At 73.5% G+C, this 18819-nt stretch carries 17 protein-coding genes; 7 read left to right on the top strand and 10 right to left on the bottom strand.

Annotation, left to right across the window (positions count from 1 at the left end; translation table 11 throughout):
* Positions 1-451: 451 nt before the first annotated feature.
* From ACPFP2_RS09960 to paaA, 7 genes are all read right to left on the bottom strand, one after another.
* The gene (locus ACPFP2_RS09960; protein WP_424088268.1) at positions 452-1657 is read right to left on the bottom strand and encodes a hypothetical protein; all 1206 of its coding nucleotides are present in this window, start codon (positions 1655-1657) and stop codon (positions 452-454) included.
* A 189-nt stretch (positions 1658-1846) separates the two neighbouring features.
* A complete protein-coding gene (gene mqnC / locus ACPFP2_RS09955) occupies positions 1847-3037 on the bottom strand; it encodes a cyclic dehypoxanthinyl futalosine synthase (RefSeq protein WP_424088266.1) in 1191 nt (396 codons plus the stop codon).
* A gap of 281 nt (positions 3038-3318) precedes the next feature.
* Complete coding sequence (paaE, locus tag ACPFP2_RS09950) at positions 3319-4428, bottom strand: 1,2-phenylacetyl-CoA epoxidase subunit PaaE (protein WP_424088264.1); 1110 nt, start codon at positions 4426-4428, stop codon at positions 3319-3321.
* Positions 4425-4904 (bottom strand): 1,2-phenylacetyl-CoA epoxidase subunit PaaD, encoded by a 480-nt coding sequence (gene paaD, locus ACPFP2_RS09945; RefSeq protein WP_424088633.1) that lies wholly within the window; start codon positions 4902-4904, stop codon positions 4425-4427. The genes paaE and paaD overlap by 4 nt, the downstream gene beginning before the upstream one ends.
* A 52-nt stretch (positions 4905-4956) precedes the next feature.
* Complete coding sequence (paaC, locus tag ACPFP2_RS09940; protein ID WP_424088262.1) at positions 4957-5682, bottom strand: 1,2-phenylacetyl-CoA epoxidase subunit PaaC; 726 nt, start codon at positions 5680-5682, stop codon at positions 4957-4959.
* Positions 5679-5999: a 1,2-phenylacetyl-CoA epoxidase subunit PaaB gene (gene paaB, locus ACPFP2_RS09935; RefSeq protein ID WP_088976994.1), complete on the bottom strand. Its 321-nt coding sequence runs from the start codon at positions 5997-5999 to the stop codon at positions 5679-5681. The genes paaC and paaB overlap by 4 nt, the downstream gene beginning before the upstream one ends.
* Positions 5996-7063, bottom strand: coding sequence for a 1,2-phenylacetyl-CoA epoxidase subunit PaaA (paaA, locus tag ACPFP2_RS09930; protein WP_424088259.1), 1068 nt, complete (start codon positions 7061-7063; stop codon positions 5996-5998). The genes paaB and paaA overlap by 4 nt, the downstream gene beginning before the upstream one ends.
* Positions 7064-7429: 366 nt before the next feature.
* Here paaA and ACPFP2_RS09925 point away from each other — a divergent pair, with 366 nt between their 5' ends.
* Entirely contained in the window at positions 7430-8404 is a 975-nt protein-coding gene (locus ACPFP2_RS09925; RefSeq protein WP_424088258.1) for a hypothetical protein, read from the top strand.
* The gene (locus tag ACPFP2_RS09920; protein WP_424088257.1) at positions 8404-9342 is read left to right on the top strand and encodes a hypothetical protein; all 939 of its coding nucleotides are present in this window, start codon (positions 8404-8406) and stop codon (positions 9340-9342) included. The genes ACPFP2_RS09925 and ACPFP2_RS09920 overlap by 1 nt, the downstream gene beginning before the upstream one ends.
* A gap of 102 nt (positions 9343-9444) precedes the next feature.
* Here the strand turns inward: ACPFP2_RS09920 and ACPFP2_RS09915 are convergent, their stop codons facing one another.
* From ACPFP2_RS09915 to ACPFP2_RS09905, 3 genes are read right to left on the bottom strand one after another with little or no spacing between them, the layout of a single operon-like run.
* Entirely contained in the window at positions 9445-10296 is an 852-nt protein-coding gene (locus ACPFP2_RS09915; protein WP_424088255.1) for a menaquinone biosynthetic enzyme MqnA/MqnD family protein, read from the bottom strand.
* A 33-nt stretch (positions 10297-10329) separates the two neighbouring features.
* Positions 10330-11724: an MFS transporter gene (locus ACPFP2_RS09910; protein WP_424088253.1), complete on the bottom strand. Its 1395-nt coding sequence runs from the start codon at positions 11722-11724 to the stop codon at positions 10330-10332.
* A gap of 43 nt (positions 11725-11767) precedes the next feature.
* Positions 11768-12352 (bottom strand): ArsR/SmtB family transcription factor, encoded by a 585-nt coding sequence (locus ACPFP2_RS09905; RefSeq protein WP_424088251.1) that lies wholly within the window; start codon positions 12350-12352, stop codon positions 11768-11770.
* Between the two features lie 222 nt (positions 12353-12574).
* On the opposite strand from ACPFP2_RS09905, the gene ACPFP2_RS09900 reads away from it, so the two are divergent.
* The 5 genes from ACPFP2_RS09900 to ACPFP2_RS09880 all read left to right on the top strand — a co-directional run bounded on the left by ACPFP2_RS09900 (position 12575) and on the right by ACPFP2_RS09880 (position 18521).
* Entirely contained in the window at positions 12575-14701 is a 2127-nt protein-coding gene (locus tag ACPFP2_RS09900) for a HelD family protein (protein WP_424088249.1), read from the top strand.
* Between the two features lie 56 nt (positions 14702-14757).
* Positions 14758-16035 (top strand): serine hydrolase domain-containing protein, encoded by a 1278-nt coding sequence (locus ACPFP2_RS09895; RefSeq protein WP_424088247.1) that lies wholly within the window; start codon positions 14758-14760, stop codon positions 16033-16035.
* Entirely contained in the window at positions 16032-16931 is a 900-nt protein-coding gene (locus ACPFP2_RS09890; protein ID WP_424088245.1) for an ABC transporter ATP-binding protein, read from the top strand. The genes ACPFP2_RS09895 and ACPFP2_RS09890 overlap by 4 nt, the downstream gene beginning before the upstream one ends.
* Positions 16928-17665 carry an ABC transporter permease gene (locus ACPFP2_RS09885; RefSeq protein ID WP_424088243.1) on the top strand — a complete coding sequence of 246 codons (738 nt, stop codon included), beginning with the start codon at positions 16928-16930 and terminating at the stop codon, positions 17663-17665. Before ACPFP2_RS09890 ends, ACPFP2_RS09885 begins: the two co-directional genes overlap by 4 nt.
* A 94-nt stretch (positions 17666-17759) precedes the next feature.
* Complete coding sequence (locus ACPFP2_RS09880) at positions 17760-18521, top strand: VOC family protein (protein ID WP_424088241.1); 762 nt, start codon at positions 17760-17762, stop codon at positions 18519-18521.
* The last annotated feature ends 298 nt before the right edge of the window (positions 18522-18819 follow it).

Below are 18819 nucleotides of genomic sequence, written 5' to 3'. Positions count from 1 at the left end.
GGGGGGTGGGGAGTTTTTTCCCCCCGCCCCCGGAGAGAAGGGGGGGGGGGGGGGGGGGGGGGGGACCCCCCCCCCCCCCCCCACTGCCGTGCGTTATATGTGAACGGCCCTCATGGGCCGATGGAGGACACGCCTCGATTGTCGGCCGGCCCCTTCCCACCTGCTCGAACAGGCGTCGAAAGGTACGCGGGCCGCACGTTAGCGCCCCCTGGTCGGCCCCGCCAGCCCCCGCGCCGGTCGCCACCGGGCCGAGCACCCCACCGCCACCCGGAGATTGTCGGGATTGACAGCTCTTGTGCCGGACGCTCCGGCCCACCGGTCGTCCGAACGGTCGTCAGGAATACCGTCCCGACGGCTCCGATCAGGACTTTCGGTCGGTCACCCGGACGCAGGCGGCCGGTCACCCGGCGTGGGCGAGAGGTCGTCCCCCACCCACGCCGGCGCGGAGCCGTCAGGCGGTCGGCTTCTCGTCGCCCGGGGTCACCAGCACCACCCGGCGACGCCGCGCCATCATCAGCAACGCGCCACCGGCGGCCAGCACCGCCACGCCGACGCCACCGATCAGGCCGGCCTGCGGGCCAGTGACCGGCAGACCGCCGTCGTCACCGTCGCCGCCACCACCGCCGTTGGTGGCGGCGGCGACCTTGACCGCGAAGTCGTCGCTGTTGTCGCTCGGGTCGATGTCCTCGGCCAGGGTGACCTTCTCGGTCAGGAACGACGGCAGCTCGCCGGCGGCGGCCTCGGCGAGGCTCTTCTCGGTCACCGGCAGCTCGCCCCGGGCGGTGGCCCCGATGGTGCCGCCGGTGAGGATGACCGGCGCCTCGACGTCGGCGGCGACCTTCACCGGGAAGACGCCCCACACCTCGCGGCCCGGCTGGAGCCGGGTGCTGCCCGCCCCACAGGTGGCGCTGCGCCGGTCGGCGGCGACCGTGCACCCCTTCAGGTCCTCGGTGAGGGTGACCCCCTTGGGTAGGGCGATGGTGAAGTCGAGGCCGTCGGCGATCATGTCGCCCTGGTTCCTGATGCCCGCGAAGGCGACGGTCTCGTCGCCCGGGTTGAGCACCGGCTTCTTCACGTCCGGCTCGCCGCCGGGCTTCCAGACGAGCTGGAGGTCGATGTCCGGGGCCCACACCGAAATGTCGACGCCGTTCTCGTCGGTGAGTTCGACCTGGACCGTCTCGGAGTTGTTCGCGGCGTTCGTGTCGCCCGGCGTGACCACCGTGAAGGTGACCGGCGCGGAGTACGCGCCCTTCAGCGCGTCGGTGTTGCGGAACACCACCAGCGGCAGCTCCGACGTCTCGCCGGGGGCCGGGACGGCGAACCCGGGCACGACGCACTCCCAGACGAGCCGGCCGTCGACCTCGGTCTCCTCGCACTCACGCTCGGCGAACGGGGAGAGCCCCACCTTGTCCAGGTCGAGCTGGGAGACGTCCAGGGTGATCCGGACGTCGGTCGGGGTCACGTCGCCCTTGTTGCCGATGGTGATGTAGCCGAGCTTGCCCTCGGTGCCCGCGGCGACCCGGGTGCCGGCGACGTCGATGGACAGGTCGGTGCCCGCGCCCTCGGCGTACGCGGGAGTGCCGAGCACGGTGAACGCGCCGGAGGCGAGCAGGGCGGCGGCGCCGAGCCGCGCCAGCGGCCGGTTACGGAAGATCATGGAAGGTTTCCCCCGTCGGAAGGGTGAGCGGTACGCCGCACCCTAGCGACGGGTCAGCAGCCCCCGCTGCCCCGCTCGCCGCCGCGCCGGCCATCGGCGACCGTCACGGCACCGGCTCCACGCCGTCCGGCCGTCGTGGTGACGCCGCTCGGACGCCGCCACCTGACCGAAGGGCGGAGGGCCGGCCCGTCAGCGGGCGTCGACCAGCGGCAACTGCCGCCCGGCGCCACCGCCCGGCATGGCGATCGAGGAGAAGTGCGAGACCACCCGCTCGTCGGTCGGGTCGTCGGCCGGCGTGTGGTGCACGGCCAGCCGGCGGTAGAGGGTGTCCCGCTGGGCCGGGATCCGCCCCGCCGAACGGATCATGCCGATCAGCTCGTGCAGGTTGGAGCGGTGCCGGGCACCGGCCGAGGAGATGACGTTCTCCTCCAGCATGATCGAGCCCAGGTCGTCCACGCCCATGTGCAGCGCGAGCTGGCCGACGTCCTTGCCGGTGGTCAGCCAGGACGCCTGCAGGTGCGGCACCGTCTCGAAGAAGAGCCGGGCCACCGCGACCAACCGCAGGTACTCCAGGGTGGTGGCCTGGGTACGGCCCTTGAGGTGGTTGTTCTCCGGTTGGTACGTCCACGGGATGAAGGCCCGGAAGCCGCTGGTGCGGTCCTGCACGTCGCGGATCATCCGCAGGTGCTCGATCCGCTCGGCGTTGGTCTCGCCGGTGCCCATCATCATGGTGGCGGTCGACTCGATGCCCTGCCGGTGCGCCAACTCCATGACCTCCAGCCAGCGCGCGCCCGACTCCTTGAGCGGGGCGATCGCCTTGCGGGGCCGCTCCGGCAGCATCTCCGCGCCGGCGCCGGCGATCGAGTCGAGCCCGGCCGCCTTGATCCGGGCGATGGCCTCGTCCAGGCTCACGCCGGAGACCTTGGCCATGTGCAGGATCTCGCTCGGCCCGATGGAGTGGATGGCGAGCTGCGGGTACGCCTTCTTGACCGAGGAGAAGAGCTCCTCGTAGTACTCCACCCCGTAGTCCGGGTGGTGGCCGCCCTGGAGCATCACCTGGGTGGCGCCCAGCTCGACCGCCTCGCCGCAGCGGCGCAGGATCTCCTCGGTCGGGTGGGTCCAGCCCTCCTTGTGCTTGGGGGCCCGGAAGAACGCGCAGAACTTGCACGCCGTCACGCAGACGTTCGTGTAGTTGATGTTGCGGTCGATCAGGTAGGTGACGACGTTGTCCGGGTAGCGCCGCCGACGGACCGCGTCCGCCGCCTCGCCGAGGGCGTGGAAGGGCGCCTCGGTGTAGAGCAGCAGGGCCTCCTCGGGCGTGATCCGCCCGCCGTCCGCGCCGCGCTGCAGGATGTCGTCGATCTCCCGGCTCACCGTCACGTCCTTGAGGGTACGCCGGTCAGCTGCTCCAGCCCTGCGGCGGTGTTCCAGATGTGACGTGCCGGGCCCTCGCCATCGTCCTCGACGGCAGTCGGCATCGGAGCATGAAGGCGGCGCGGGACGACTGCCTCGTCGAACTGGTCGACCATGCGGCCAAGATCAGCGCGGCCCGCCTGGTGCTCGAGAGAGACGACTCCACCCTCAGGGCCGATCAACGGCTGCTCTTCGAGCACGTGCGACGGGCGGGCGTGTCGGAACAAGCTGACCCGCGCCGCCGCCCGTCAGGCGTCGTAGTCGACCGTGAGGGTGTCGGTGGTCGGGCTGGACTGGCAGGTGAGCACGTACCCGGCCGCCACCTCGTCCGGCTCCAGGGCGTAGTTGCGGGCCATCGTCACCTCACCGGAGACGACCTTGGCCTTGCAGGTCGAGCAGACCCCGCCCTTGCAGGCGTACGGCAGCTCGCCGCGGACCTTCAGCGCGGCGTCCAGCACCCGCTCCTCCCGCCCCATCGTGAAGCGCGACGAGCGGCCGTCCAGCACGATGGTCACCTCGGTGCCGGCGCCCGGCTCGTCGGCGGGCCGGCGCACCGGCTCCGGCGGGGCGTCGACGTGGAACAGTTCGGTGCGCACCGCCGACTCGGGCACCCCGCGCCCGGTCAGCACCGCCTTCGCGTCCACCACCATCCCGTACGGGCCGCAGAGGAACCACTCCTCGATCGCGTCGCCGGGGACGATCGTGTCCAGCAGCCGGGTCAGCCGGTCGGCGTCGATCCGCCCCGACAGCAACGGCGACTCGCCCGGCTCCCGGGAGAGCACGTGCACCAGGTGCAGCCGCGTCGGGTAGCGGTCCTTCAGGTCGGCCAACTCCTCGGCGAACATCACCGTGTTGGCCGTGCGGTTGCCGTACACCAGGGTGAAGGTGCTGGCCGGCTCGACGGCCAGGGCGGTCGCGACCAGCGCGAGCACCGGGGTGATGCCGGAGCCGGCGACCACCGCGCCGTAGCGGCGGACCCGCTCCGGCGCGAACGCCGTGGTGAAGTGCCCGAGCGGGGGCAGCACCTCGACGGTGTCGCCGCCGCGCAGGGCCCCGCAGGCGTACGCGGAGAACGCGCCGCCGGGGACCTCCCGCACCCCGATCCGCAGCCGGCCGTGCCGGGCCAGCTCGTCCGGCGTCGAGCAGATCGAGTACGACCGCCGGACGTCCACCCCGGCCTCCCCGATCCGCCGCACCGTGAGGTGCTGCCCGGCGGAGAACGCGAAGGTCTCCCGCAGTTCCTCCGGCACGGCGAAGGTGATCGCCACGGCGTCGTCGGTGAGCCGGTCCACGGCGGCGACGTGCAGCGGGTGGAAGACGGGCCGGCGGCGGACCGGGCGGGTGATGGTGACAGTCACAGCGCCTTCAGGTGGTCGAAGGGTTCACGGCAGGAGCGGCACCGCCAGAGCGCCTTGCAGGCGGTGGAGCCGAAGCGGCTCACCTGCTCGGTCTCGGGCGATCCGCAGCGCGGGCAGCGTACGGCGAGGGTCAGCGGCACCACGGTGCCGCCGTGGGCGGCGGGGGCCGGCGGGGCGATGCCGGCGGCGGCCAGCTTCGCCCGACCCGCCTCGGTGATCCAGTCGGTGCTCCAGGCGGGGCTGTACACCGTACGGACCTCGGCGTCCGGGTGGCCGGCGGCGGCGAGCGCCCGGCGGATGTCGGCACGGATCACGTCCATCGCCGGGCAGCCGGTGTAGGTCGGGGTGATGGTGACGACGACCCGGCCGCCGGCCGGGTCCTCCTCCACCGCCCGCAGAATGCCCAGCTCGTCGATGGTGATGACCCGGATCTCCGGATCCACCACCGACGCGGCCGCCTCCCTGGGTGTCACCAGTGCCGCCTTCCGTTCGCGACTGCGGGGCTCCGCTTCGCTGCACTCCTCGCGCTCACCAGTGCGCTCCGGGATGGGCCCGGTGCAGCACCTGCATCTCGGCCAGCAGGTACGACAGGTGCTCGGTGTGCACGCCGTCCCGGCCGCCGGCCGGCGCCCAACCGCCCTCCGGCCGGGTGAGGGTGGCCTCGTCGAGCACGGCGGAGACGGTGGCGTCGAAGTCGGCCCGCAGGGTGGCCGGGTCGACCGGCGCCGCCGGGTCCGCCGTGAACAGCTCGTGGTGGTACGGCCAGAGAAGCTCCAGGGCGGCCTGGGCGCGGCGGTGCGACTCCTCGGTGCCGTCGCCGAGCCGCTTCACCCACAGCGAGGCGTGGTCCAGGTGGTACGCGGACTCCTTGCGCGCCTTCGCGCCGATCGCGGCCAGTCGCTCGTCGGCGCAGCCGGCCAGCGCGGTGTAGAGCGGCACCTGGTACGCGGCCAGCAGCAGCAGCTTCACCATGGTCACCGCGAAGTCGCCGTTGGGCAGCTCCACCAGCAGGCAGTTGCGGAACTCCCGGTCGTCGCGCAGGTACGCCAGCGCGTCCTCGTCCCGCCCGGCGCCCTCCAGCTCACCCGCGTACGTCAGCAGCAGGCGGGCCGCGCCGAGCTGGTCGAGAGCGATGTTGGCCAGCGCGATGTCCTCCTCCATCTCCGGCGCGCGGGAGGTCCACTCGGCCAGCCGCTGCGCCGCGACCAGCGCGTCGTCGCCGATCCGGAGGGTGAAGTCGAAGGGGCCGTTCACAGGTGGGCCACCCCGTCCGGCACCTCGTAGAAGGTGGGGTGACGGTAGACCTTGTCCGCCGCCGGGTCGAAGAAGGCGTCCTTCTCGTCGGGGCTGGACGCGGTGATGGCGCTCGCCGGCACCACCCAGATCGACACCCCCTCCTGGCGGCGGGTGTAGAGGTCCCGGGCGTTGCGCAGGGCCAGCTCGGCGTCGGGGGCGTGCAGGCTGCCGACGTGGGTGTGCGACAGCCCGCGTCGGGCCCGCACGAAGACCTCCCAGAGCGGCGAGGGGCCTTCCTCGCCGGGCCGACCGGTCCGCTCGCTGCGCTCGCTCACGCCGCCACCTTCTCCTTCTGCCTCGCCGACTGCTTGGCGGCGTACGCCGTGGCGGCCTCGCGTACCCAGGCCCCCTCGTCGTGGGCCCGCCGGCGGTGCTCCATCCGCTGCCGGTTGCACGGCCCGTTCCCCTTGATCACCTGCATCAGCTCGTCGTAGTCGGGCTGGGTGTAGTCGTACGCCTGCCGCTCGTCGTTCCAGCGCAGGTCGGGGTCGGGCAGGGTGAGGCCGAGGATCTCGGCCTGCTGCACGCACATGTCGACGAAGCGCTGGCGCAGCTCGTCGTTGGAGAACCGCTTGATCTTCCAGGCCATCGACTGGGCGGAGTGGGTCGAGTCGCCGTCCGGCGGGCCGAACATCGCCAGTGACGGGTACCACCAGCGGTCGACGGCGTCCTGCGCCATCCGCTTCTGCGCCGGGGTGCCGTGCGACAGCGTGTGCAGGATCTCGTAGCCCTGCCGCTGGTGGAAGGACTCCTCCTTGCAGACCCGGATCATGGCCCGCGCGTACGGCCCGTAGGAGCAGCGGCAGAGCGGGACCTGGTTGACGATGGCCGCGCCGTCCACCAGCCAGCCGATCGCGCCGACGTCGGCCCAGGTCAACGTCGGGTAGTTGAAGATCGAGCTGTACTTCTGCCGACCGTCGAGCAGCAGCCGTACGAGTTCGTCGCGGCTGATGCCGAGGGTCTCGGCGGCGGCGTAGAGGTAGAGGCCGTGGCCGGCCTCGTCCTGCACCTTGGCCAGCAGGATCGCCTTGCGCTTGAGCGAGGGGGCGCGGCTGATCCAGTTCCCCTCGGGCTGCATCCCGATGATCTCCGAGTGCGCGTGCTGGGCGATCTGCCGGATCAGCGTCCGGCGGTACGCCTCCGGCATCCAGTCGCGCGGCTCGATCTTCTGATCGGCGTCGATGACGTCGGCGAAGTACGCCTCGAGGTCCTCGCCGGGCTCCGGCGCGCCGCGACGTCCCCGCGCCGCCGCCTCGCGCAGCGCCGCCTCGGCCGCCTCGACCTGGCCGAGCAGGCCGCCGCCCGGAGCGTCCTCCGCGGCGAAGTCGTTGCCATACATCTCTCAAGTGTTACAGCTGACCTTTGGCAAAACCAGAGGGTGTAACAGATTTCTGAACCGGCCCCGGAAGGGCGACCCGCCGTGACGATCCCGCCACCAGCCAGGGCTGATCTATGATTCGTCTCACTTTTTCAACATGAATCCTCCCAAGCTACGCGGAATGTGTGTTCCGCCGGGCTTCACAGCAAATACCTAAGCGTCGGATCCTGGCGTGTCGCATTTCCGAACGTAGACTTCCCCCCGGCACACCGATCGGCTGCTGACGATCGCCACCAAGACGACGGCCACCTCCCCCGGCCGCGGCGGTCGAGCCGACCCATGCGAACAGCCGGTCCCCCCGGCCTGACATCTGGAGTCCACCCACTCATGCGATCCCGCGTGATCATGGTGCTCGCCGTACTGGCGGTCCTGCTCGGCGCCGGCCTCCTGGTGCCCGCCGCGTACGCGCGCCTGTCCGACGACGGCGGCGTCGGTGGCGGTGCCGAACTGGTCCCCGCCCCCGCACCCACCGCGCCCCCGGCACCGACCCTGGCCGCCGGCCCGGTCTCGGTGAACTTCAAGGGCGAGTTCTTCGGCTGGGCCCTGCTGGACCGGCAGGCCGACACGATCGTCGGCTCGAAGAACATGACCTCGACCAGCTCCACCGAGTCGATGATCAAGGTCTGGATCGTCGCCGACTACCTGCGCCAACTCGGCGACAAGGAACCGACGGCGGCGTTGAAGAAGGCCGCCAGCACCGCCATCCGGGACAGCGACGACACCGGGGCGAACAAGGTCTTCGCCGCCGCCGGCGGCACGTACCGGCCGGAGCCGAAGGGCCAGTTGGACCCGGTGATCCAGCGGGCCGTCAAGATCTGCGGCCTCACCGACACCAAACGCGGCAACGTCCCGACCTACGAGGGCTACTGGAGCTTCACCCGGATGTCGCCGCGCGACGCCGTCCGGCTGGGCGACTGCATCGCCGACGGCAAGGCCGCCGGCCAGAAGTGGACCAGGTGGGTGCTGGACGAGATGGCCAAGGTGCGCGGCAGCGTCACCCAGCAGCAGGCGCGCTCCGGCGGCGGCAAGTGGGGCATCGTGGACGGCCTGCCCGCCGAGATCAAGGCCCAGGGGCCGGTCAGCATCAAGAACGGCTGGACGGCGTTGAACTACGACGGCAACTGGCACGTGAACTGTCTTGCCGTCACCGACAAGTGGAGTCTCGCCGTCATGTTGCGCTACCCGCAGTCGCAGAAGCTGACGTACGGCGCGAAGGTCTGCGCCGGCGTCGCGACCCAGCTCGTCACGCCGCAGCCCGGCGCGGCCCTCAAGGTCCCGCAGCAGCCGGTCGGGAAACTCTGATGACCCGCGACAGGCGCGGCCGGCGCGACCACGCCCCGCTGAAGTTCGCCGCCGTCGCCGCGATCCTGATCGGCCTGGTGCTGGTCTCGCTGCGCCTGCTGCCCGGCTCGCCGTTGGCCTCGGCCGCCGCCTCGCGCTGGGGCGAGCCGTCCTCGCCCGGACGGTCCACGAGCGCGCCCTCCGACCGCAGCGACCGGCCGAGGGCGACCCCCACCCCGAGCCCCTCGCTGGAGCCGCTGCCGTTCCGTGACCAGCAGGTCGACCTCGACCTCAAGGGCTGGTACGCCTGGAGCGTCCAGGACACCCGGACCGGAGAGATCTTCGGCTCGGAGAACATGGACGAGACCAGCACCACCGCGTCGCTGATCAAGTCCTGGATCGTCGCCGACTACCTGCGCCGGACGGCCGAGGCCGGGAAGACCCCGAGCGACGCCAAGCTCGCCGACGCCACCCGGATCATCCGGGACAGCGACAACACCCGGGCCGAGCAGTTCTACAACTTGATCGGACGGTCCGCCGCGATCAAGCGGATGGTCTCCATCTGCGAGATGACCGACAGCAGCCCGGCCGCCGACGGTGGCTGGAGCCGGACGAACCTGTCCCCGCGGGACACCACGCGGCTCGGGGCGTGCATCGCCGACGGTCGGGCGGCGGGCCCGAAGTGGACCAAGTGGCTGATCAACGAGATGCGCCTGGTGCGCGGCGCGGGCGACTTCGGCATCCGCAAGGCGTTCCCGGCCGCCGAGCGCAAGACCATCGCGATCAAGAACGGCTGGGTCGACCGGACCCGGGAGCAGGAGATGCACATCAACTGCCTGGCCATCGGCGATGGTTGGACGATGGGCGTGATGGTCCGCTACCCGGTCGGCATGGGTTACGACTACGGCATGAAGAACTGCCAGAAGATCACCGAGGCGGTGCTCGGCAAGGACGTCTGAGTCGGCCCCCTGCTCCGCCGTTTCGCCGATGTGGCGGTGTTCCCGGGTCCGGGACACCGCCACATCGGCGTCCTGGCGACGGTCGGCCGCAGGATGCCGGGGTCAGCCGGCGAAGAACTCCGGCCCGCCGTCGGGCAGCGGCGGGGCCTCGCCGGCCGTCGCGGCCCGGCGGGCGAACTCGCGCAACCCGGCCACCTGCCGCTCGCCCAGCGAGAAGTCGAGGGTACGGAAGTACGTCGCCAGGGTCGCCGCGTCGAACGGCTCCCAGCGGGCCGCCGCCTCGGCGACCTGGTCCAGTTCGGCCAGGCACAGGTCACGGGAGCGCAGGAACGCCTCGTGCACCTCCTTGACCATGCCCGGGTGGGCGGCGGCGAAGTCGCGGCGTACCGCCCAGACGGCGAAGACCATCGGCAGCCCGGTCCAGTCCCGCCAGGCCTGCCCGAGGTCGGTGACCTCCAGCCCGCGGCGGGGCGCGTCGTGCAGCGCGCGCAGCGCCACGTCGCCGATGAGCACCCCGGCGTCGGCCTCCAGCAGCATCTGCGTCAGATCGGGCGGGCAGCGGAAGTACTCGGGGCGCACGCCGTACCGCTCGGCGAGCAGGAGCTGGGCGAGGAGCACCCCGGTACGGGAGGTGGAGCCGAGGGCGACCCGCGCGCCGTCCAGCTCGGCCAGCGGCCGGGTGGAGACCACGTTGACCGAGAGCACCGGCCCGTCGCTGCCCACCGCCAGGTCCTTCAGGAGCAGCAGCTCGTCGGCGTGCCGCAGGTACTCGACGTGCGAGATCGGCCCGATGTCCAGGTCACCGGCGACCAGTGCGGCGCTGAGCCGGTCCGGCGAGTCCTTGTGCAGGTCGACGTCGAGCAGCGCGCCGGAGCGCATCAGCCCCCAGTAGATCGGCAGACAGTTGAGGAACTGGATGTGTCCGACCCGGGGGCGGGCCACGCGCTCAGCCATGCCCCGACCGTATCCCCGGACCGCGCGGCCTGCTCACCGGGCCGGCTCGGAAGTGGCCAACTCCGCAGCCGCCGGGCTGCCGACCGCCGCCGGGCCGCCGGGCGTCCCGGTCGGCGGCTGCTCCCCGGGCTCGTGGCGCTCCCCGGCCGGCCCGACCCCCGCCGCCGTGCCGACTCCTGCGGCCGGGCCGGCCACCGTCGCCGGCCGGTCGCCGTCGCTGGTGCGGGCCCGCCGGACCGCGCGGACCACCACCGGCACGAAGGCCGCCACCACCAGCAGGCCGGCGACCCCGGCGGCGGCGATCAGGGGACGTGGGGGCAGCACCGCCAGCAGCGCCCCGCCGATCAGGTAGCCGGCCATCGACCCGCCCTGCACGGCCGCGCCGTTGACCGCGTACGCCCGGGCGCGTACCGCCTCCGGCACCCGCCGGGCGGTCAGCACGTTGGCGAAGACGTTGTCCCCGCCGTTCGCCGCGCCGGCGACCAGCCAGAGCGGTACCAGCAGAGCGGCGGCCGGCACGAAGGCGGCGAACACCACCATGAGCGACACGCCGCCCAGGGTGGCGAGCACCCCGTACACGAGGACGCCGTCGTCGGTGAGCCGGCGGGCCAGCCGGGCGGCGAGCCAGCTGCCGGGCAGCATGCCGGCCATCCAGGCGGCGCCGACCAGGCCGTACACGGTGGTGGAGGAGTCCAGGGTCTCCCGGATGAAGAAGACCTCGACCACGTTGATCCCGCCGACCGCGGTGATCACCGCCGCCGTGGTCACCACCATGGCGAGCATCAGCGGATCGCGCCGCAGCTTCCAGACCGGGTTGGGCATGGCCGTCGTGCCGGCCGCGCCGGCCGCCGGCCGGCCGCCGCGCCGGGTCCGCAGCAGCAGGCCGGCGGCGACCAGCGCCAGGTAGCAGGCGGCGTCCAGGAGCAGCGGTACGCGGGTGCCGAACTGCCCGACCAGGAGCCCGGCGAGCACCGGGCCGGTGAGCGCGCCGACGGAGACCGCGGTCTGGTGGACCGCGCTGGCCCGGGGCAGGTCGTCGCGGCGCACCATGGCCGGCAGCAGCGCCGCCAGGCAGGGCTGGGTCAGCGCGAGCCCGCAGGCCAGCAGCGCGACGAGCGCGACGACGGCGAGCGGGTGCTCGGCGTACGCGAGGAGCAGGCAGATCACGGACTGCGCCGCGCCGACGGTGACCAGCAGCGTACGGCTGTCGACCTGGTCGGCGACCCGGCCGGCGAGCGGGGCGAGCGCCACCAGGGGGAGGGTGGCCGCCAGCAGCAGCCCGGAGACGGCCAGCCCACCGGCCCCGGACGCCTGCAGGGCCAGCGCCAGGGCGGTGGCGGCGAGGAACTCCCCGCAGATCGTGGTGCCCCGGGCGGTGGCGGCGAGCCAGACGTCCGGCCAGCGCGAACCGTCAGTTGTGAAAGACATACTTCGAAAATAATGCTTCACAACTGATCGACTCAACCCCCCGCTACGCCAGCGGCACCACCTTGTACTGCGCCGCCACGGTCCGCGCCCCGGCCGGCGGATCGGCCAACCGGTTGCGCTGCCGGTACGGCTCGAACAGCGCCGTCACCGCGGCGTTCAGCTCGACCAGCTCGTCGGCGGTGAGCAGCAGCAGCGTGTCGCTGAACAGGGCCGCGTCGTACCACTCGGCGGGCTCGTCCCCGGCGCGCCGCAACCAGTCCCGGGTGCGCTCCATGTCCCGGACGGCGTGCGCCTCGACCAGCGCCTGCTCGGCCGCGCGCGCCTCCGGCCCGGCGCCCCGGCCGGCGTCCACCATCCAGCTGTGGCTGAACGTGCGCCAGACCCGCTCCCGCGCGTCACCCCGACTCGGCGCCTGCTCCACCAGGCCGAACTTCGCCAGCGCCCGCAGGTGGTAGCTGGTCGCGCTCGGTGACAGCCCGACGATCTCGGCGCACTCGGTGGCGGTCGCACCCCCGTCCAGGGTGCTCAGATGCTCCATGATCGCGATTCGGGCCGGATGGGCCAGCGCCCGCATCACCTGCGGATCGCTGATCGTCATCCGGCGCGGCTCCGGGCGCGGCTCGGTCATCCCCCCATGATCCCGCCGTGCCGGCGGACCGGGCCAGCCACCTCGCCCGACGACCCGCCGACGGCCGGCGGGAAAACCGGTTGCCCGGCCGCCACGCGGGAGTAGGCTGCCTTGTCCCGCCCGACGGCCGCGGTGAGTAGCACCGCAGCGGACGTCCCCGCGCCGATCACCGAGTCGGAAACGCGAGCGGCAGCGTTTTTCCCCGTGTCGAGGAGTACGTGGATGACCCTGCACGCCCGAGAACAGTCCCTGGACGGCGAACTCGTCGCCGAACGGGCCCACCTGGACACCTCCCGCGCCGCCCTGCGCCGGATGCGCGAGCGCGCCGAGGCGCTCTTCGCCACCGGTGACAAGGTCGCCGGCGACGCCTACACCGCCGAACAGCTCGGTCGGCACATGGCCCGGCGGGTCGCCGAACTCGCCGACGACCCCACCACCCCGCTCTTCTTCGGCCGGCTCGACTTCGGCCGGCACAGCGGGGCGCAGGACGCCGACCACGCCGGCCGCGAGTACCACGTCGGCCGCCGGCACGTCACCGACGAGCGGGGCGAACCCCTGGTGCTGGACTGGCGCGCCCCGGTCTCCCGGTCGTTCTACCGGGCCAGCGCCCGCGACCCGCAGGGCGTCGCGGTACGGCGTCGCTTCGGGTTCAGCAACGGCGTGCTGACCAGCTTCGAGGACGAACACCTTGACCGGGGCGAGGAACTGGGCACGGCGAGCCGCATCCTGACCGCCGAGATCGAGCGGCCCCGCGTCGGCCCGATGCGGGACATCGTCGCCACCATCCAGCCCGAGCAGGACGAACTGGTCCGGGCCGACCTGGCCGACTCGATCTGCGTGCAGGGCGCGCCCGGCACCGGCAAGACCGCGGTCGGGCTGCACCGGGCCGCGTACCTGCTCTACCTGCACCGGGAACGGCTGCGCCGCTCGGGCGTGCTGATCGTCGGGCCGAACCGGGCGTTCCTGTCGTACATCGCGGCGGTGCTGCCGGCCCTCGGCGAGGTCGAGGTCGAGCAGGCCACGGTGGAGGACCTGGTCACCCGGGTGTCGGTGCGGGCGGTCGACGACCCCACGGTGGCCGCGCTCAAGCACGACGTACGGATGGCCGAGGTGCTGCGCCGGGCCGTCGACGCCCACATCGGCACACCCACCGAGCCGATCATGGTGTCGGACGGCTCGTACCGGTGGCGGATCGGCCTCGAACCACTGCACCGGCTGGTCGAGGAGACCCGCCGCGAGGGGCTGCCCTACGCCACCGGCCGGGAGCGGGTCCGGGCCCGGGTGGTCGGCCTGCTGCAACGGCAGTCCGAGGCGCGCCGGGCCGAGTCGCCCGGCGACGCCTGGCTGCGCCGGACGGGCAAGGCGAAGCCGGTCACCACCTTCCTGGACGCGGTCTGGCCGGCGCTGACCCCGGAGGGACTGCTGCACCGACTCCTCTCCGACGCCGACGCGCTCGCCACGGCCGCCGACGGCCTGCTCACCGCCGACGAGCAGGCGCTGCTGCTCGGCACGGCCACCGGGCAGCCGGACGGCACGGACGCCGCCGCCGGTCCGGCGGCCGGACGACGAGGCGCTCCGCCGACCGGCACGAAACTCGGCCGCACCCCGAAGGCGACGAAATGGACCGCCGCCGACGCGGTGCTGATCGACGAGGCGGCCGGGCTGCTCGAACGCCCCGCCGGCTACGGGCACGTGGTCGTCGACGAGGCGCAGGACCTCTCCGCAATGCAGTGCCGGGCCATCGCCCGGCGCAGCGAGCACGGCTCGATCACCCTCCTCGGCGACCTGGCCCAGGGCACCGCCCCCTGGGCCGCCACCGACTGGCGGGAATCCCTGGCCCACCTGGGCAAACCGGACGCGGCGGTGGTCCCGCTGAGCGTCGGCTTCCGGGTGCCCGCCGTGGTGGTCGCGTTCGCGAACCGCCTGCTGCCGGCGCTCGCGGTCGACGTGCCTCCGGCCGAGTCGCTGCGCCGCGACGGCGCGCTCGACGTGCGTACCGTGACCGACCTGACGGCGGCGACGGTGGACGAGGTGCGCGCCGCGCTCGCGCACGACGGCTCGGTCGGTGTGATCGCCGCCGACGACGCGGTGGACGGGCTGCGCGCGGCGCTTTCGGCCGCCGGGATCGAGACCGCGACCGCCGACGACCTCGACACCGTCGCGCGGGTCACCGTGGTCCCGGCGACCCTGGTCAAGGGCCTGGAGTACGACCACGTGGTGGTCGTCGAACCGGCCGCGATCGTCACCGCCGAGCCGCGTGGCCTGCACCGCCTCTACGTGGTGCTGACCCGGGCGGTCTCCCGGCTCGCCGTGCTGCACTCCGCGCCGCTGCCCGCCCCGCTGGGCTGAACGGGGGTTGCGGCGACCGGCGAGGATGGACGTCGACCGTCCACGAGGGAGTCGACATGCCACTGTCACGACGGAGTCTCCTTACCGCCGGGGCCGGCGCCGCGCTGGCGGTCGCGTCCCCGCTCACCGGCGCGGCGACGCCGGCCGGCGCGGCGACGCGGCGGCTGCCGGCGGACGCGCTCGCCGCCGGGCTCACCGCGATCACCGACGCCGGGATGGTGGGCGTCTTCGCGGAGGTGCGCGACGGCGGGTCCCGGTGGCGGGGCGCCAGCGGCATCGCCGACCTGGACACCGGCCGCCCGATGCGGGCCCACTTCCGGCACCGGGTCGGCAGCGTCACCAAGACCTTCCTCGCCGCCACGCTGCTGCACCTCGTCGGCGAGGGCCGGCTCGCGCTGGACGACCCGCTCGGCCGCCACCTGCCCGAGTACGCCGTCGACGGGGTGACGGTCGAGATGCTGCTCAACCACACCAGCGGCATCGGCGACTACGACACCGTCCTGTTCACCTCCGGGAAGGACGTCGAGCGGCACCGGTACACCACGTTCACCCCCGGGCACCTCGTCCGGCTCGGGCTCGGCGAGCCGCGCACCGGCGCGCCCGGCGAGCGGTTCGCGTACTCCAACACCAACTACGTGCTCGCCGGGCTGATCGTCGAACGGGTGACCGGCCGGTCCGCCACCGCGGAGGTCGACCGCCGGGTCATCCGGCCGCTGCGCCTGCACGACACCTGCTTCCCGGGCCGCCGCACCCGGATCGCCGGCCCGCACAGCGCCGCCTACCTGCCCTGGTACGACGGCAACCTGCGCGACTTCAGCGTGGCGAACATGTCGTGGGCGTGGACGGCCGGGGCGCTGATCTCCACGGCGGCGGACCTGGACCGCTTCTTCCGCGCCCTGCTCGGCGGCCGACTGCTGCGCCCCGCCGAACTGGCCCGGATGCGCACCACCGTGCCGTTCGACCCCGAGGTCCCGGAAGCCGGCGGGTACGGCCTCGGCCTGATGCGGCTGGCCCTGCCGGGCGGGGACCACTGGGGCCACGACGGCGTCGTCTTCGGGCACAGCACGATCTCGCTGCACAGCCCGGACGGCACCCGCCAGGTGACCGTGGGCAGCAACGTCACGCACTACGCCGCGCCCGGCACGCCCGACCCGATCGCCGACGCCACCTTCGCCTTCCTGGTCACCGCGCTCGGCGGCGCCCCCGCCGCGCGGGCGGCGACCAGGGCCGCGACGCCCACCGTGACCCCGCCGCCCGGCGGGCCGGCGCTGCACCGCCCGCTGCCGACGGCCTTGGCCGGCCGGCAGCCGCGCCCCGCCGAGCGGCAGCCATGATCCTCGCCCGCGCCGAGCGGGTCACCCGCCGCTACGGCGACGTGCTCGCCCTCGACGGCGTCGACCTGGCGGTCCGCGCCGGTGAACTGGTCGGCCTGCTCGGGCCCAACGGCGCCGGCAAGAGCACCCTGATCAACCTGCTGGTCGGGCTGCGCCGTCCCACCGCCGGCCGGGTGGAGATCTTCGGCGGCGACCCCCGCGACCCGGCGTCCCGGCGGCAGCTCGGGGTCACCCCGCAGGAGACCGGCCTGCCCGGCACCCTCCGCGTCGGCGAGGTGGTCGACTTCGTCGCCGCGCACTACCCCGACCCGGTGCCGAAGGCGGAGCTGCTCGACCGCTTCGGCCTCACCGACCAGGTGAGACGGCAGACCGGCGGACTGTCCGGCGGGCAGCGCCGCCGGCTCGCCGTCGCGCTCGCCTTCCTCGGCCGGCCCCGCCTGGTCGTCCTCGACGAGCCGACCACCGGGCTCGACGTGGAGGCGCGGCACACCCTCTGGGAGCAGATCCGCACGTTCCACGCCGAGGGCGGCACCGTGCTGCTGAGCAGCCACTACCTGGAGGAGGTGGAGGCGCTGGCGCAGCGGGTGGTGGTGATGGGTCGGGGCCGGGTGCTCGCCGACGACACCGTCGCCGCGGTCCGCGACATCGTCGGCGTACGCCGGGTCAGCCTGGTCGCCGACACGCTGCCACCGCTGCCCGGCGTGGTGAACACCGCCCACGCCGACGGGCGTACCCACCTGCTGACCACCGACGCCGACCAGCTCGTCCGCGACCTCGTCACCGCCGGGGTGGCCTTCCGCGACCTGGAGGTCCGCCCCACCTCGCTGGAGGAGGCGTTCCTCGCCATCACCGCCGACGACCGGCCGGCGACCGCCGTACGAGAGGTGACCCGGTGACGCTCGCCCTGGTCCACGCCCGCTACCAACTGCTGGAGATCGTCCGGATCCCGGTCGCGGTGTTCGGCAGCGCCTTCTTCCCCGCCGCCGCGATGCTCTTCTTCGTGGTGCCGTTCGCCGGGGACGACCGCGTCGCCGCCACGTACGCCACCGCCGCGATGGTCACCTTCTCGGTGCTCACCGCCAACATCTTCCAGTACGGCGTGGGCGTCGCCGAGGACCGCGACCAGCCCTGGAACCCGTACACCCGGACGCTGCCGGCGGGCCCGGCGCCCCGGCTGGCCGGCCGGATCCTCGCCGGCCTGGTGCTGACGTACGTGTCGATGCTGCCGGTGGTGGTGATCGCCGCGGTGGCCACCGCCGCCCGGGTCACCCCGGTGCAGTTCCTGCTGGCCCTCGCCACGGTCGCGGTGATCTCGGTGCCGTTCACCCTGATGGGGCTCGCGATCGGCTACTCGCTGCCGAGCAAGGCGGCGATCGTCGTCGCGCAGATCGTCTTCTTCCCGCTCGCCTTCGGCGGCGGCCTGCTCTCCGGCCCGGACGACGCGCCCGGCTTCATCAAGGCGGTCGCTCCCTACCTGCCCACCCGGGGCGCGGTGGAGCTGATGTGGGCGGCGTCCACCGACTGGCGGCCGGACCCCCGCGCGCTGGTCTCGCTCGTCGTCTGGGTGGTGGGGCTGGCGGCGCTCGCGGCGTGGGCGTACCGGCGGGACGAGGGTCGCCGGTTCAGCTGACGTTTCGCCCCGTTCCGGCCCGTCGCGGCCCGGCCGGTGCCACGATGCGGGCAGGGCGTCCGGCCGGGCCGCCCACCGGCGGAAAGGGGTCACCGTGAGCGGCGTCGAGCCCGGCACACCCTGCTGGGCCGATCTGGCCACCCCCGACCTGACGGCCGCCAAGCGCTTCTACCCCGAACTCTTCGGCTGGACGGGTCGGGTGTCCCCCCAGCCCGAGGCGGGTGGGTACACCATCTTCCTGAAGGACGGGCGGGCGGTGGCCGGGGCGGGGCCGCCGGCCACCCCGGAGCAGGTGCCGATCTGGTCCACGTACGTGGCCACCGACGACGCCGACCTCGCGGCCACCCGGGTCGAGGCGGCGGGCGGGCAGGTGCTGGTCGCCCCCTTCGACGTCTTCGACCAGGGGCGGATGGGGGTCTTCGCGGATCCCGCCGGCGCGACGTTCAGCGTCTGGCAGCCGATGGCGATGCGCGGTGCCGAACTGTTCAACGCCCCCGGGGCGATGAGCTGGAACGAGCTGGTCACCCCCGACCCGGGCGGCGCGAAGCTCTTCTACGAGCTGGTCTTCGGCTGGCACCCGGAGGACGAGCCGATAGGACCGGTCACCTACACCGGCTGGCGGTGCGGGGCGCGGATCGTGGCCGGCATGATGCCGCCGCTGGAGGAACTGCCGGCGGACCTGCCCGCGTACTGGTCGGTCTACTTCGCGGTGGCGGACACCGACGCCACCGCCGCCCGCGCCGCCGAACTCGGCGGCACCATCCTGGTCCCGCCCCACGACATCCCGCAGGGCCGCCTCGCCGCCCTCCGCGACCCCCAGGGCGCCCTCTTCTCCATCACCACCCTCCCCACCTGACCACCCCACCCACCCCGCCCTCGCCTCGCCTCGCCCCGCCCCGCCCCGCCCCGGCCCGCCCCGGCCCGCCCCGGCCCGCCCCGGCGATCTTGCACTTTGGGTGACCTCTATGCACCCTTTGCTGCGCTCTGCCCCCACCAGAACTGCAAGATCGCGAGGCAGGGCAGGGGGCAGGCAGGGCAGGGGGCGGGGGTGGAGCGAGGTAGGGCGGGTGGGGTGGGGGTCAGTGGGGGCGGACGGGGACGACGAGGGGGCCGTGGTCGCCGGGGATGACCCGGACCCGGGCGCGGTAGTGGGT

Origin of the sequence: Micromonospora citrea (assembly GCF_049629545.1) — a bacterium.
GTDB lineage: Bacteria > Actinomycetota > Actinomycetes > Mycobacteriales > Micromonosporaceae > Micromonospora > Micromonospora citrea_A.
This window is presented reverse-complemented; position numbering and strand designations above follow the sequence as displayed.

What these genes read in the sequence shown, in the direction of transcription:
- ACPFP2_RS09960 (WP_424088268.1), bottom strand. Translation starts at nt 1,657, where the DNA reads ATGATCTTCCGTAACCGGCCGCTGGCGCGGCTCGGCGCCGCCGCCCTG.
- paaA (WP_424088259.1), bottom strand. Translation starts at nt 7,063, where the DNA reads ATGTATGGCAACGACTTCGCCGCGGAGGACGCTCCGGGCGGCGGCCTG.
- ACPFP2_RS09925 (WP_424088258.1), top strand. Translation starts at nt 7,430, where the DNA reads ATGCGATCCCGCGTGATCATGGTGCTCGCCGTACTGGCGGTCCTGCTC.
- ACPFP2_RS09920 (WP_424088257.1), top strand. Translation starts at nt 8,404, where the DNA reads ATGACCCGCGACAGGCGCGGCCGGCGCGACCACGCCCCGCTGAAGTTC.
- ACPFP2_RS09915 (WP_424088255.1), bottom strand. Translation starts at nt 10,296, where the DNA reads ATGGCTGAGCGCGTGGCCCGCCCCCGGGTCGGACACATCCAGTTCCTC.
- ACPFP2_RS09910 (WP_424088253.1), bottom strand. Translation starts at nt 11,724, where the DNA reads ATGTCTTTCACAACTGACGGTTCGCGCTGGCCGGACGTCTGGCTCGCC.
- ACPFP2_RS09905 (WP_424088251.1), bottom strand. Translation starts at nt 12,352, where the DNA reads ATGACCGAGCCGCGCCCGGAGCCGCGCCGGATGACGATCAGCGATCCG.
- ACPFP2_RS09900 (WP_424088249.1), top strand. Translation starts at nt 12,575, where the DNA reads ATGACCCTGCACGCCCGAGAACAGTCCCTGGACGGCGAACTCGTCGCC.
- ACPFP2_RS09895 (WP_424088247.1), top strand. Translation starts at nt 14,758, where the DNA reads ATGCCACTGTCACGACGGAGTCTCCTTACCGCCGGGGCCGGCGCCGCG.
- ACPFP2_RS09890 (WP_424088245.1), top strand. Translation starts at nt 16,032, where the DNA reads ATGATCCTCGCCCGCGCCGAGCGGGTCACCCGCCGCTACGGCGACGTG.